General features: G+C 61.7%; 11 protein-coding genes. All 11 read left to right on the forward strand.

The window, feature by feature from the left end:
• The first annotated feature begins 130 nt into the window (after positions 1–130).
• Positions 131–1,924 (forward strand): XrtA system polysaccharide chain length determinant, encoded by a 1,794-nt coding sequence (locus DEFCA_RS19035; RefSeq protein ID WP_025321608.1) that lies wholly within the window; start codon positions 131–133, stop codon positions 1,922–1,924.
• A gap of 108 nt (positions 1,925–2,032) precedes the next feature.
• Complete coding sequence (locus DEFCA_RS0103250; RefSeq protein WP_025321609.1) at positions 2,033–2,296, forward strand: acyl carrier protein; 264 nt, start codon at positions 2,033–2,035, stop codon at positions 2,294–2,296.
• A gap of 137 nt (positions 2,297–2,433) precedes the next feature.
• Positions 2,434–4,029 (forward strand): acyl-CoA ligase (AMP-forming), exosortase A system-associated, encoded by a 1,596-nt coding sequence (locus DEFCA_RS0103255; RefSeq protein WP_025321610.1) that lies wholly within the window; start codon positions 2,434–2,436, stop codon positions 4,027–4,029.
• 140 nt (positions 4,030–4,169) lie between these two features.
• Entirely contained in the window at positions 4,170–4,616 is a 447-nt protein-coding gene (locus tag DEFCA_RS0103260) for a GxxExxY protein (protein ID WP_025321611.1), read from the forward strand.
• A gap of 6 nt (positions 4,617–4,622) precedes the next feature.
• Positions 4,623–5,888, forward strand: a complete 1,266-nt coding sequence (locus DEFCA_RS0103265) for a pyridoxal-dependent decarboxylase, exosortase A system-associated (protein ID WP_025321612.1) — start codon at positions 4,623–4,625, stop codon at positions 5,886–5,888.
• 18 nt (positions 5,889–5,906) lie between these two features.
• A complete protein-coding gene (locus tag DEFCA_RS20205; RefSeq protein WP_025321613.1) occupies positions 5,907–6,734 on the forward strand; it encodes an AAC(3) family N-acetyltransferase in 828 nt (275 codons plus the stop codon).
• Between the two features lie 179 nt (positions 6,735–6,913).
• The gene (locus DEFCA_RS0103275; protein WP_025321572.1) at positions 6,914–8,113 is read left to right on the forward strand and encodes an IS4 family transposase; all 1,200 of its coding nucleotides are present in this window, start codon (positions 6,914–6,916) and stop codon (positions 8,111–8,113) included.
• A 334-nt stretch (positions 8,114–8,447) separates the two neighbouring features.
• Complete coding sequence (locus tag DEFCA_RS0103280; RefSeq protein ID WP_025321614.1) at positions 8,448–9,884, forward strand: MBOAT family O-acyltransferase; 1,437 nt, start codon at positions 8,448–8,450, stop codon at positions 9,882–9,884.
• A complete protein-coding gene (locus DEFCA_RS21935) occupies positions 9,850–10,872 on the forward strand; it encodes a hypothetical protein (protein ID WP_169709421.1) in 1,023 nt (340 codons plus the stop codon). Before DEFCA_RS0103280 ends, DEFCA_RS21935 begins: the two co-directional genes overlap by 35 nt.
• A gap of 680 nt (positions 10,873–11,552) precedes the next feature.
• Positions 11,553–12,125: a tetratricopeptide repeat protein gene (locus tag DEFCA_RS21940; protein ID WP_169709422.1), complete on the forward strand. Its 573-nt coding sequence runs from the start codon at positions 11,553–11,555 to the stop codon at positions 12,123–12,125.
• The gene (locus DEFCA_RS0103285) at positions 12,122–13,588 is read left to right on the forward strand and encodes an MOP flippase family protein (protein ID WP_025321615.1); all 1,467 of its coding nucleotides are present in this window, start codon (positions 12,122–12,124) and stop codon (positions 13,586–13,588) included. Before DEFCA_RS21940 ends, DEFCA_RS0103285 begins: the two co-directional genes overlap by 4 nt.
• Position 13,589: the final 1 nt, after the last annotated feature.

Raw genomic sequence — 13,589 nt, forward strand, 5'->3', positions numbered from 1 at the left:
GGCGCTCGTTGGAGCACCGAAAGTAAAGCCCTGAGATTCACCGCCGACCCCGTCGGTTCAACCATTCACGATTTACGATTCACGATTTACCATTTACGATTCACGATTTACGATTTACGGAAAAGAGCCCATGCAATCCCCCATTCCCAACACCCCCTTCGACATCTTCCGATACCTTCGCCTCCTGTGGAAGCACAAGTGGCTGATCCTGCTCCCTGCCATCGTGTTCCCGGCCGTGGCCGCCTGGTACGCCATGCAGCTGCCCGACCGGTACAAGTCCACCACCCTGATCCTGGTGCAGCCCCAGAAGGTGCCCACCAAGTTCATCCCGAGCACGGTCACGGCCAGCATCCGCGACAGGCTCCAGACGATCAGCCAGCAGATCTTCAGCCGCACCCGGCTGGAGCAGATCATCCAGGAGTTCAACCTGTTCGAGCGCGAGCGCAAACAGAAGACCCCCGAAGAGATCATCGAGATGATGCGCTCGCGCATCAACCTGCAGGTGCACCGGAACGACGCCTTTCAGCTCTCGTACATCGACGCGAACCCGCGGCTTGCCATGCTGGTGACCAACAAGCTGGCTAGCCTGTTCATCGAGGAGAACCTGAAGGTCCGGGAGCAGCAGGCCATCGGCACCACCCAGTTCCTGGAGGACGAGATCCAACGCTACCGTTCGAAGATCCGCGAGAGGGAGAAGCTGATCTACGAGTTCAAACAGAAGCACATGAACGAGCTGCCCGAGCAGCTCGCTTCGAACCGGGCCCGGCTGAACCAGCTCCAGAACCAGCTCCAGATCAACAACGACAACCTGAACGCGGCCGAGTCCCGGAAGATCCAGATCCAGCAGCAGATCGCCGAGATCGAGCGGAGGGTGGAGGAGCGGGCCGTGGGCGGTGCGGGGATGGCGCAAGGGCCGGATCTAAGTATCTCGAAACAACTCGAGGCCCTTTTCCAGACTCAACTGGAGGATGGGGAGGGCGGAGGCGGGATCCAGATCGACGAGAGCCGGCTCCGGGCGATCCGCAAGGAGAAGCAGAAGGTCCAGAGCAAGATCGAGGCTCTGTTGCTCCGCTACACCGAGAAGCACCCGGACGTGGTCGCCCAGAAGGCCATCCTGGCTCGTCTGGAGGAGCAGGAGCAGGCCGAGATGACCGAGCTGGAGAAGAAGCGCCAGGAGGCGGAAAAGCAGCGGGCCGAGCAGGAGGCCGCAACCGCGGCTCAGGAGCCGGAGGTGGCCCAGGAGGAGGAGGAGATCCCCCCCGAGCCGCCCAAGCCCCAGTACCCGCCGGCCTACGAGCGCTTGAAGGCGGAGCTGGCCCGGGTGGACGCGGAGATCGCTCGGATCACCGCAGAGAACCAGGAGATTCAGCGCCAGATCGAGAAGTACCAGGCCCGGATCGCCGCGGCCCCGGCCCGGCAGCTCCAGCTCCAGCAGCTTTCCGAGGACTACGACAACCTGAAGCGCGTGCTCGAAAGCTTGATCAACAAAAAGCTCCAGGCCGACCTCTCCGAGAACCTGGAGCGCAAGCAGAAAGGCGAGCAGTTCAAGATCCTCGATCCGGCCAACCTGCCGGAGAAGCCCTTCTATCCAAAACGGCTCCGCTACGTTGCAGCGGGTCTGATAGGTGGGCTGGGGCTCGGCGTGGGGCTGGTGCTCCTGTTGGACATCCTGGACGGCAGCATCCGCAGCCGGGACGAACTGCACCAGATCACCGAAACGCCGGTGCTCACCATCATCCCCGAGATCGTCACGCCCGAGACCCTGCGGCGGCGATGGATGATCCGGGTGGGCGCGACCGGCGCCGGCCTAGCCTGCGTGGCGATCCTGCTGATCGTGGTCCACTTCCAGGTGAAACCGCTGCCGAAGGCGTTGTCGGACCTCTATACCCAGGTGCGGAACACACACTGGACTACGGTGAGATAGAAAACTTAAGGCCGCGCATCGTCGGACCTTCCTTTCTGGAGTCTGGGGTCCCGCATAAAACTGCGGTGGAAACCAGATTTGTCGGAGAATTTGTAAAGGAGGAAGAGGGTGGAAGCTTTGCTGTTTGAGGTGACCGAATTCTTGCTTCGGGATCCCGACCTGGCGACGGGACGGGAACAAATAGATCCGGATGAACCTTTACTGGAGGGCGGGCTCATCGATTCCATGGGTGTGCTTAAGTTGATCGCCTTTTTGGAGGAGCGTTTTGGCGTTGTTTTTGGCGATGACGATATCGATGCGGAAAAGTTCAGATCTATCCGCACGATCGTTTCGTTGGTTAGCAGTAAACGGGATGCCAAGGCTGTTTCCTGACTTGCAGAACTAGCCACCCTTGTCTGGCTTTGAGTCGGGCGGGGAAATGTTCTCGATAATCGGCTGAAGATAGTCCATTTGCCCTGGGGAACTTGAGCGCAGGCTCGCCAAACGGCGGGCATCTGAGGGATGCAGTGATTCGGATCACCGTAGCAGACAGCCTGAGGGAACAGGCCGGGATCTGGCCGGACAAGGAAGCGCTCGTTCACCGCCAGCGCCGCATCTCCTACGCGTCCTTGGATGCCGAGGTCGATCGGCTGGCCTGTTTGCTCCTGGACCAGGGCCTGCGCAAGGGCGACCGTGTCGCCGTCTACATGGAAAAGAGCCCGGAGGAGGCGGCTTCCCTCCTGGCCGCGGCGCGGGCCGGGGGGGTGTTCATCGACGTGAACCACCTTCTCAAGCCCCCCCAGGTGGAGCACATCCTGTGCGACTCGGGGGCGCGGGTGCTCCTGACCACCCGCCAGCGGGCGGCGGGGCTCGCCGAGGTCTTGGCTCGCTGCCCGGACCTGGAGGTGCTGATCCTCCACGGGCCCGGTGAGACCCCCGAGATCCAGAGACTCCGGGTCGTGGAGCGGGGATGCTGGGGCGAGGAGGGCTGTGGACAGGCGCGGTTTCCCCGGGTGGTGGAGACGGACATCGGGGCCATCATCTACACCTCCGGCAGCACCGGAAAGCCCAAAGGCGTGGTGCTCTCCCACCGGAACCTGGTGGCCGGGGCGGAGAGCGTGTTCACGTACGTGGAGAACACCCCCGACGACCGGATCCTGAGCGTGCTGCCGTTCAGCTTCGACTACGGGCTCAACCAGCTGACCTGCAGCCTCCACGTGGGCTGCACCTGCGTGCTGATCAACTACCTGTTTCCCAACGATATCTTGAAGGCCCTCGAGGCCGAGAACATCACGGGGCTCGGGCTGATCCCGCCCCTGTGGCTCCAGCTGCTCAAGCTCGAATGGGACCACACCCGCTTCCCTCACTGGCGCTATCTCACGAACACCGGGGGGGCCATGCCGGTGCACGCCACCCGGGAGCTTCGCCGGCGCCTGCCCCACACCCGCATCTATCTCATGTACGGGCTGACCGAGGCGTTCCGGGGAACCTACCTGCCGCCTGAAGAGGTGGACCGCCGGCCCACCAGCATCGGAAAGGCCATCCCCAACGCGGAGATCTGGGTGCTGAACGACCGCGGCGAGCACTGTAAGCCGGGCGAGGAGGGCGAGCTGGTGCAGCGGGGCGCCCACGTGGCCCTCGGCTACTGGAACGACCCGGACAAGACGGCCGAGCGGTTCCGGCCGAACCCCTTCGCCCCGCCGGGGCTCCAGATGCAGGAGATGGTGGTGTTTTCGGGCGACCGCGTGAAGACCGACGAGGAGGGGTACATCTACTTCGTGGAGCGGGCCGACGAGATGATCAAGACCTCCGGGTACCGGGTGAGCCCGACCGAGGTGGAAGACGCCCTCTATGCCACGGGGTTGGTGGAACACGCGGTGGCCTTCGGCGTGCCGGACGAGGTGCTGGGGCAGGTGGTTGCGGCCGTGGTGTCGGCGAAAAAGCCGGGGGTTCAGCCCCGCGACCTCACCGCGGCGTGCGCCCAGACCCTTCCCAACTACATGGTGCCCAAGCACATCGAGGTGTGGGAGCGCCTGCCCCTGAACCCCAACGGCAAAATCGACCGGAACGCGGTGAAAAGGGATTTCTTGAACCGCGGAGGCGCGGAGGACGCGGAGAATTCTTGAACCGCGGAGGGGTGGGGAGAGGAAGGCTTCTGTGGGGAGATCGCATGGGCGAGAGACGCTGTGGTAGGGCACCGAAACATCTTGGTGATGTGGTTCCTCCGCGCTCTCCGCGTCTCCGCGGTTAGAAAAAAGGGGTGGCCATGGGAATCGAGGACGTCTCGCCAGAGCTCAACCGCCTCACCGAGGCCGTGATCGGCGCCGCCATCGAGGTGCACCGACATCTTGGGCCCGGGTATCTCGAGAGCGTGTACGAAGAGGCGCTGGGGATCGAGCTGGATCTGAGGGGCATCCCGCACCAGCGCCAGGTTCCGGTGAGCGTGGATTACAAGGGCAGATCGGTGGGAGAAGGGCGGTTGGATCTACTGGTAGGTGACCGTCTTGTGGTCGAGCTGAAGGCGGTCGAGGCGCTCGCACCCATTCACCATGCCCAGGTCATATCGTACCTGAAGGCAACCGGAAGCCCGGTGGGGCTTCTCCTGAACTTCAATGTCCCCTCGATGAAGGAAGGCATCCGTCGGGTTGTTCTAACCGAAAAAATACAGATGTTCTCCGCGCCCTCCGCGCCTCCGCGGTTCAAAAGGTTTTGAGCCCACATGGAACATAAAGCTCTCTCCTCCATTCTTCGCTACTTCGCGGTTCGGGACGGGCGGCTCCTCATCGGCGGCCGCACCTGTGCCGAGATCGCCGCCGAGGTGGGCACCCCGTTCTACGCCTACGACCTGGGTGTGGCCCGAAAGAAGTACGAAAGGCTCCGGGCCGCCCTGCCCGACGAGGTGGAGATCCACTACGCCGTCAAGGCCAACCCCCACCCGGAGATCGTGCGGTTCTTCCGCGACCTCGGCTGCGGGTTCGACGTGGCCTCGGCCGGAGAGCTTCGGGTGGTTCTGGACGCCGGCGCGAATCCCGCCGCGGTGGGGTTCGCCGGGCCGGGCAAGCGGGAGTTCGAGATCCGGGAGGCCTGCCGCGCCGGCATCGGCAGCCTGAACGTCGAGAGCGAGGCCGAGCTGGAGCTCGCCGACCGGATCGCCGGCGAGGAAGGCCGCAGATTGCGGGTGGCCATCCGGGTGAACCCGGCCTACGAGCTGGTGGGCTCGGGCATGAAGATGGGCGGCGGCCCCAAGCCCTTCGGCATCGACCAGGAAAATGTGCCCCGGCTCCTCGCGCGGTTCCCCGAGTGGCCGAACCTCGGGTTCGCGGGGTTCCACATCTTCGCCGGCTCCCAGAACCTCAGGGCCGAAGCCATCGTGGCCGCTTTCGAGGGCGCGCTTTCCGCGGTGGCCTCGTTCCTCCCCCACTGCCCCAACGCGCCCGAGCTCGTGAACTTGGGCGGCGGCTTCGGCATCCCCCACTACGCGGCCGATAACGAGCTCGACATCGAGGCCGTGGGGGCTGGGCTGGGAGAGCTCCTGGAAAGGCATCGCCCGGAAATGCCCCGCACCCGGCTCGTGGTGGAGACCGGCCGGTACCTGGTGGGGGAGTGCGGCGTTTACGTTTGCCGGGTGCTGTACCGAAAGGAGTCCAGGGGCCAGGTGTTCCTGGTCCTCGACGGCGGCCTGCACCACAACCAGGCCGCGTGTGGGAACTTCGGCCAGGTGATCAAGCGGAACTTCCCGATCTGTGCCCCTGAGAAGATCGGCGGGGAACCCGTGGAGGAGGTGAACCTCGTGGGCCCCCTGTGCACGCCCCTGGACCGGCTGGGGAGCAAGGTGGAGATGCCCAGGTTGGACGCTGGAGCCCTGGTGGCGGTGATGGTTGCCGGGGCGTACGGGTTTACGGCGAGCCCGAGATCGTTCCTGGGCCATCCCGAGCCTGGGGAGGCCGTTGTGGAACCGCCAAGACGCCAAGGGCGCCAGGGTTGACCCGGTGATTGAGACGAGATGAGCGGAATCAAACAAAGGGTCAAGAAGCTTCTCTTGAAGACCGTCTGGGCCTTCGGACCGGAGGATGTCGTACGGACGATCCGCCGTCTCGGGGTGAGGCCCGGCGACGTGATGATGGTGCACGCAGGATGGCGGCCGGATTCGGGTTTTCGGGGCTCCGTCCAGGACCTGGTGCAGGCCTTCCTGGACGCCGTTGGCCCGGAGGGCACCCTTTGCATGATGAGTATGCCGTTCCACGGCATGACCATGGCCGAGTACCTCAAGCTGGGGAAAGTGTTCGACGTTCGGCGCACGGTCTCCATGGTGGGGTTGCCGAGCGAGGTGTTTCGGCGGCGCAAGGGGGTGGTGCGCAGTCTCCACCCCACCCACTCGGTGGCAGCGTATGGCCCGAAAGCGGAATGGTTGATTGAGGGGCACGAGCGTTGCGCAAGCCCTTTTGGAAAAGGAAGCCCGTTCGACAAGATGGTGGAGGCGAAAGGTAAGATTCTGATTTACGGCGTCCCTTTCAATACGATGACGTTCGAGCACTATCTTGAAGATTTGCTCCAACACCGATTGCAGGTATCTGTTTACAGTGCAATGACGGTTCCTGGCTTAGTAATTGATTCGGCCGGGCGTCGGTTGATTGTGAAGACCAAAGTCATTTCTGACGAACTGAACCGGTCTAGAAATACAGATTCACTGTATTCATGGATGAAAGAAACAAAAGTGGCCCGGAAAATGAATCTGAAGCACATCGTGGTTACAGTGGTTGATGCTGGAGACGCGGTAAAGGCACTGCTGCGCGCGCCAGAGCCTCCCCCGGGATGGCATATTGCTTTTTAAGTTAAGGTGTACTGCCGTCGGTCGTCCGCGAAGTTGATAGATTAATCAGCCTGAAAAAAAGTCCCTCGGTTGGCCTGGCGGCACCACATGTTGCGGGTCTAGCGACAATACTGTTCACTTAGTGTGCCTTCGTGCTATTCTTCTCTCGTCTTCCTTACTCATGGAAAGCGAGGTGAAGGATGGCTCGAACTCCAGCAGGGCTTCCCGAAGGCACGCGGATCACGGATTACATCACGCTGGGGGTCATCGCAAAAACGTTCCCCCTGCCCAAGGTGCACGAGGTGCTGCAAGCCACAGGCAAGGCGAGCCAGCGACAGCGCGCCTTACCTGCCCATGTCGTGGTCTACTATGTGATCGCACTGGCGTTGTACATGAGCGTGTCCACACGAGAGGTGCTCCGCTGTTTGCTCGAAGGTCTCCAGTGGCTCATGGGGCCCCGTGAACGCGTTCGCGTTGCCGGAAAATCGGCCATCTCCCAAGCGCGGTCCCGTCTGGGGGCGGAACCGATCGAACGGCTGCACAACGAACTCGTCCGGCCGATCGCCGAAACGGCCACCCGAGGGGCGTGGTACCGGCGCTGGCGGCTGGTCAGCCTGGACGGCAGCACCTTGGATGTGGCCGATACTCAGGAGAACGAACAAGCCTTCGGACGCCCCAAGGCCGCCCGGGGACGGAGCGCCTATCCGCAGATCCGGTTCGTCTCCTTGGTGGAGAACGGAACCCACGTGCTGTTCGGCTCCCGCATGGGTGGATACCACACGAGCGAGGTCGCGTTGGCTCGGCACGTGGTGGAGTCCTTGCGGCCCGGGATGCTGTGTCTGGCCGATCGGTGTTTCTTCTCCTGGCCCTTGTGGACCCAGGCCTGCGCAACCGGAGCCGATCTGCTGTGGCGAGTGAAGGCAAGCGCACGCCTGCCGTGCATCCGCCGTCTGTCCGATGGTTCCTATCTGAGCAAGATCTATCCCAACGCCTATGCTCGCCAAAAGGATCGGGGCGGTGTCATGGTCCGGGTGATCGAGTACACACTGGACGGAGTCCCAGGCGCAGAGGACGTGTACCGGTTGGTGACCACGATCCTCGACCCTGAAGATGCCCCGGCAGAGGAGTTGGCCGCCCTGTACCAGGAACGCTGGGAGATCGAGACTGCACTCGACGAGTTGAAAACGCACCTCCGAGGGGCTCGGATTGTGCTCCGGAGCAAGACCCCGGAGCTCGTCCGACAGGAGTTCTTTGGGTTCCTGATGGCGCATTTTGCGATACGAGGACTCATGCATGAAGCCGCCCGCAAGGGCGATGTGGATCCTGACGAACTTTCCTTCGTTCACACGGTGCGGGTGGTGCGTCGGAGACTGCCCGCTTTCGTCGCCACTCCCCCCTGAGCACAGGGCGGCGTTCCATGCGCAGGTGCTGGAGGAGATTTTGGAAGAGCGAGTGGTGTCCAGTCGTGGTCGACGCAACCCGCGAGCGGTGAAGCGGAAGATGACCCCGTATCCGACTCGGCATCGCCAAACGGTCTCGCCCATGCGACTGCAGCCCATTTGCGAACACGTTCGTATCTTAAAGTGAACAGTATTGGGTCTAGCGAGTTGGTAGCCACTACATATTGTGGCCGGTCTTGCCCCGATCGCCTTTTTGCAGCCTCATCATAGATTGAATCCGATAGAAGGTGTTTTATAAAAGCTTTTTCTGGGATTCAGCGAGGAACCCGGGACAATGCTTTTCAACTCGGTCGAGTTCTTCGTCTTTCTGACTGCCGTGCTCACGGTGTACTATTGTCTCGGGTGGCGCTGGCAGAACTACTGGCTGCTGGCCGCGAGTTATGTGTTTTACGGCTGGTGGGACTGGCGATTCGTGTTCCTCCTCGCCGGCTCGACGGGTTTCAACTACATTTGCGGCGCCTGGATCGCCCAGGCGACAGAGGCCTGCAAGAAAAAGATCTTGATACTCAACGTTGCCGCAAACCTGGGCCTCTTGGGGATCTTTAAGTACTTCAATTTTTTTTGCGACTCTTTCGTCGCGGCTTTTGCCCTGCTTGGTCTGGAGTTGCCGGTCCCTGCCGTCCAAATTGTTTTGCCAGTGGGTATTTCTTTCTTCACCTTCCAATGCCTTTCGTACACGGTGGACATCTACAGGGGACAGACGAAGCCTGAGCCGAGCTTGCTCACGTTTGCACTCTATGTATCGTTTTTCCCCCAGCTCGTGGCCGGCCCGATCGAACGGTCCACGCGGTTGCTGCCCCAACTGCTGGGACCCAGACGGGTGGAATGGCCGAACCTGGGGAGGGGAGTCGAGCTAATTCTGCTCGGTCTGTTCAAGAAGGTAGGCGTCGCTGATGCGTTTGCACCCCTCGTGGATTTGCGCTTCCGCAACCCGGAGCTGGCGAGCGGCGCCGACCTCTTAATGGCCGCCTACCTGTTTTCGATCCAGATCTACTGCGATTTCTCGGGCTACACCGACATCGCTCGGGGGGTTGGCAAACTTCTCGGCATCGACCTGATGAAAAACTTTCAACAACCCTATCTCTCAAGGAACCCCACCGAGTTTTGGCGTCGGTGGCACATATCGCTTTCCACCTGGTTGCGAGACTATCTGTATATTCCGCTCGGGGGGAACCGAAAAGGGGTTAGAGCCACCTACCGGAATCTCATGATCACCATGCTCCTGGGCGGGCTGTGGCACGGGGCTAACTGGACGTTTGTTGTCTGGGGTGGGCTCCACGGGGTCTATCTGGCGTTGCACAAAGCGTGGACCGAGGTGCGTCAGGGAGCTCAGGGGGTACTCGAACGGAGAAAGAGCTCGCCGTGGATGCGTGTCGCGCAAGTCATCGCGATGTTTCACCTAGTGACGTTCACATGGATCTTTTTTCGATCCGAGACGTTGGGGGCAGCCCTGCGTTACTGCACCGGGCTCCTTCGCTGGCAACCCGGTTCGGGCGCGTTCAAGGCGATCGCCGTAACCTCGCCCCGAATTTGGGCTCTGGTGCTCTTGATGCTGGTGATTGATGTAAGTCAGTACTGGGCCGGAAGGCACACCGTAATGCTGCGCTTGGCTTGGCCGGTGCGCGGCATAGCCTACGCCGGGTTGATGGCCACTGTGCTTATTTTGGGCGGTGTTTATGGGCAGGTTCCGTTTATCTATTTTCAGTTTTGAAACCCTCAGACTCAAGGCGGTGCCCCTGGAGTGGTGGCTCTCTCTCGCCTTGGGCTCCGCTTTGTTGCTGGGGGTAGAAGGCGCGGCGCGCTATTTGATGCGCCCTTTGGGTGAATACGCATGGGCCTACTGGGACGATCAGGCCATGGTGAAGTTTGAATGGTTCCGCGCTGTCGCGTCCGCCGGCTCTCCCCCTGAGGTGTTGGTCATCGGGGACTCCACCGGTGCCAGAGATTTCTGCCCCAAAGCATTCACCGAGACTTCGGGTGGGCTAACAGCTTTCAACTTGGCTTGGCCGGCGAACTTCCCGTTTGCGCTTGAGGCCACAACCTTGCCGTTCCTTCGCGACAACACTCTAAAAGCCCCGCGATATGTCGTGCTTTTTCAGAGCCCAGCCGCATTCGTGGACTCTGCTGACGTTGAGCGGTTTGAGGCTGGGATCCTTTCCAGCCCCATTGCCCGCTTGGCGCGAGGGGATGTGTGGCCGGTTGATCGCGTGGCGCTCGCCCGGATCTATCGTTGCCGTCACCTCTTGGTGAGATACTGGCTGCGGGGAGAGCCACCTATTACGAGCCCTACGCGGGACGGGTTCATGCCTGAGCGTGGAACCGGCCGCACGGGCCAGGGGAACGACAAGAAACCGGTCGAAGTACCTTTGTCCAAACGCCGCCTCGACGTCGTACGCAAATTTGCGCAGGTGGCACGAGAGAGGGGGACTCAATTGATCGTGGTCGTCCCCCCTGTGCGCGTGCGACCGGTGCCCTCCTTGTTTCAGAAGTATCGCCGGTGGCTGGAGAACACGGCCGGTTCAGAGATGTTTCGCGTGATAGATTGCGCCGAGCTTCCCGAGTTGGGTGAGGCCGACTACAAGGATTTTATCCACTTGAATGAGCGCGGAGCCGAGCGATTTTCTGCCATCCTAGGTCGAGTTTTCGCCGATGGGATCGCGACATGCAGTCCCGCAAGCGGGCCAGCCCAGGGTTCTTGAGCGCCATTGAGCACTACGATGGACGTTTTGAAGCAACGCAGCAGCGCCTGGAGAGAAAGGCGAACATGAGGGAATCAAATCCCAACCCGCGCCGCCGTGGGCCGAGATGCATGGCACCCAACTTTCAGGGCGAACACCACGGCGCCCGTCCCAGAAGGCCGTCGCAGGGGCTGGATCGCGCTGGTTGCCCGCGAGGCTCAGTATGGCGAATGGCTCAGCTTGGCGGTGACTCGCAGCCATCCTCAGGGGTTGCTTCGGGGACGGAGGTGGGGCCGTGTCGGGAAGTGGGTGCGTTTCATCCGCGAATAGGGGGATCAGAAGGAGAGACTCAGTCTCGGGTAATCGGGAACATCCAGTTGAAGACCACCGTGCATCTTTGTTCGCGAGCCGGTGCCGGGACGCACGTGCCAAAAGGGGGGGGCGGCGAGTTGGGAGGTGCCGGTTCAAAAAGGGCAGTGTTGGCGGAACGGAGTGGGAGGGAAGATGAGGGTTTTGGGCCCTTGCGGAGCGCTACAACTGGTCCGGCAGGCAGACGCGAGCGAGCGGCAGCACCAGAGGGCTTCCCCGGCACGAGGTTACTCGGCGCCGTTTTGGGATTGTGCCTCCTCGTGCTCCCCTCCATCGCATGGGGCCTGTCACGTTACGCCCTGGAAGTTTGGCCCCGCCCTCAAGGAACCTATTTGGAGGGTGCGGATTATACTTCAACCGACCATGTGGCGCTCGGCTACAACAAGATGTGGCGGGGAGAGAAATACTATGCGTATGCAAAGGAGGAATTTTTGTACCTTATCAGCTATCGAAACTACGAGCACCTACGTTCGGAGTCGCCTGCCGGCGTCTTGAGCCTGCGCGGGCTCTCTGAATTATCTCTTCGCATGAAGAATCCTGATTTGGCAACAAAATGGTATGTCAAGGCGCTACAGCTGAAACCGGAGTCTTCGGTTTATTGGAATGGTCTCGCAAACCACCTGTTTCGTGCGGGGCAGTACAGGGAGGCTCTGAAGGCGGCGAAGAGAGCCGAGAGCCTGAATCCTCAAGATTTGCAACTCACCTACAACCGGGCACTGATCGAGGTAGCCCTTGGAAAAATCGATGACGCCCGTGCGACCTTGACGTTCTTGCGAAAGAAGAAATTCAGCCCGAAGCGCTGTGAGAAATTGGAGAAAATCATCGAATCTCTTCAGGGCGAAGGCTCTGGAAACGGGACCTCCGATAAACCCGCGGCCGCAGAAGAGGCGAGCGCCCAGCAATGAGCCTGCTTCGCGAGATTGCGAAGGGCGCGGCTTGGACCGCGGCGTCGCGGTGGCTGAGCCAGGCGACCCAGGTTGTGGTCAGCGTGATCGTGGCGCGACTGCTCTCACCCGAGGACTACGGTCTGATGGGCATGTCTGCGGCGTTTACGGGTTTCGTGGTGTTGTTTGCAAACCTCGGGATGGGGCCTGCGCTCGTGCATGCCGACGAACTGGACGAACCGTTGGTGCATACGGCTGTCTGGTCCACGCTGGGGGTGGCGGCGGTGTTGTACGTGCTGAGCTTTGCGGCTGCACCGATGATCGGAGCGTTCTTCAACGAGCCGCGTGTTGTGCCGGTGATCCGGGTGGCGGCGCTGGCTTTTCTGGTGGGGCCGGCCGCGGGCGTGTTGTCGGCGGTGCTCACCCACGACATGCGCTTTCGTGCGCTGGGGTGCGTGGATCTGGCGGGGGCTTGGGCTGGACAGATGGCCGCGCTTATCGCGGCATGGCAGGGCTTTGGTGTGTGGAGCCTGGTGGCCGCGAGTCTGACGCAGCAGTGCGTTCGGTTGGGCCTGCTTTTGCGCATCACGCGATACCGGCCCAGGCTGTGGTTCGATCGACTCCGCTTCAAAGCGCTGTTTTCATACGGCTCGAATATCTTGGGGAGTAACATTCTAGGGTTCTTTGGCAGGAATGCTGACAATTTGCTGATCGGTCGGTATCTGGGAGCCCAGGCCCTGGGGTACTACGATCTGGCTTATCAGATCATGATGCGCCCGATCGTATATCTTTCGGGTACGGTCACACGCCCCCTGTTCCCTGCCCTTTCCAAGCTCAAACACGACAAGAAGAAGGCTGCTGAAACCTATATGCAGGTAATAGGGTTTTTGGCGCTGCTCACAACACCTGTCATGCTGGGGGTTGCCTCGGTCGCGCCAGAGTTCGTGCACGTGGTCCTCGGCGAGAAGTGGGGGCCCGCGGTGCCCCTGATCCAAATACTCGCTGTGGTCGGCGCCCTGCAATGCGTGGGAACCACGGTGGGGGACATCTACCAGTCACAGGGCCGCACCGACCTCATGTTCAAGCTGTATTTGTTCGGTACGCCGATGGTCGTCCTCGTGTTTTGGGTCGGGGTCCGCTGGGGCGTGCTGGGGGTCGCGTTGACCTATGCGGCGTGGTGTTTTGCGTACGCGGGGCTGAGCCACGCCATCGCCAACCACGTGATCGGGCTCCCGAACCGGCGGTTTTTGCAAACCCTGCTGCCATCGACCCTGGCGAGCCTGGTGATGGTGGGGGCCGTATGGGGGGGGCGGGTAGCCCTGACGGGCTCGCTGCCGATGGGGCTCCCGCGCCTGGTGGTGCTGGTGGCCGTGGGGGTGGTTGTGTACGTGGGGGTGATGGTGGCCCTTGGCCCACCCGAGGTGGCGAGCCTGCGCGCCTTGGCGCGCGAGCGCATCGCCCGCTGGCAGGCCCAGCGGGCCTGAG

Origin of the sequence: Deferrisoma camini S3R1 (genome assembly GCF_000526155.1) — a bacterium.
GTDB lineage: Bacteria > Desulfobacterota > Deferrisomatia > Deferrisomatales > Deferrisomataceae > Deferrisoma > Deferrisoma camini.

Bases quoted from the DNA above. Each gene is read 5' to 3' on its own strand.
- DEFCA_RS21935 (WP_169709421.1), top strand. From the start codon at position 9,850: ATGGGCAGGTTCCGTTTATCTATTTTCAGTTTTGAAACCCTCAGACTC.
- DEFCA_RS0103265 (WP_025321612.1), top strand. From the start codon at position 4,623: ATGGAACATAAAGCTCTCTCCTCCATTCTTCGCTACTTCGCGGTTCGG.
- DEFCA_RS20205 (WP_025321613.1), top strand. From the start codon at position 5,907: ATGAGCGGAATCAAACAAAGGGTCAAGAAGCTTCTCTTGAAGACCGTC.
- DEFCA_RS0103275 (WP_025321572.1), top strand. From the start codon at position 6,914: ATGGCTCGAACTCCAGCAGGGCTTCCCGAAGGCACGCGGATCACGGAT.
- DEFCA_RS0103260 (WP_025321611.1), top strand. From the start codon at position 4,170: ATGGGAATCGAGGACGTCTCGCCAGAGCTCAACCGCCTCACCGAGGCC.
- DEFCA_RS19035 (WP_025321608.1), top strand. From the start codon at position 131: ATGCAATCCCCCATTCCCAACACCCCCTTCGACATCTTCCGATACCTT.
- DEFCA_RS0103280 (WP_025321614.1), top strand. From the start codon at position 8,448: ATGCTTTTCAACTCGGTCGAGTTCTTCGTCTTTCTGACTGCCGTGCTC.
- DEFCA_RS0103285 (WP_025321615.1), top strand. From the start codon at position 12,122: ATGAGCCTGCTTCGCGAGATTGCGAAGGGCGCGGCTTGGACCGCGGCG.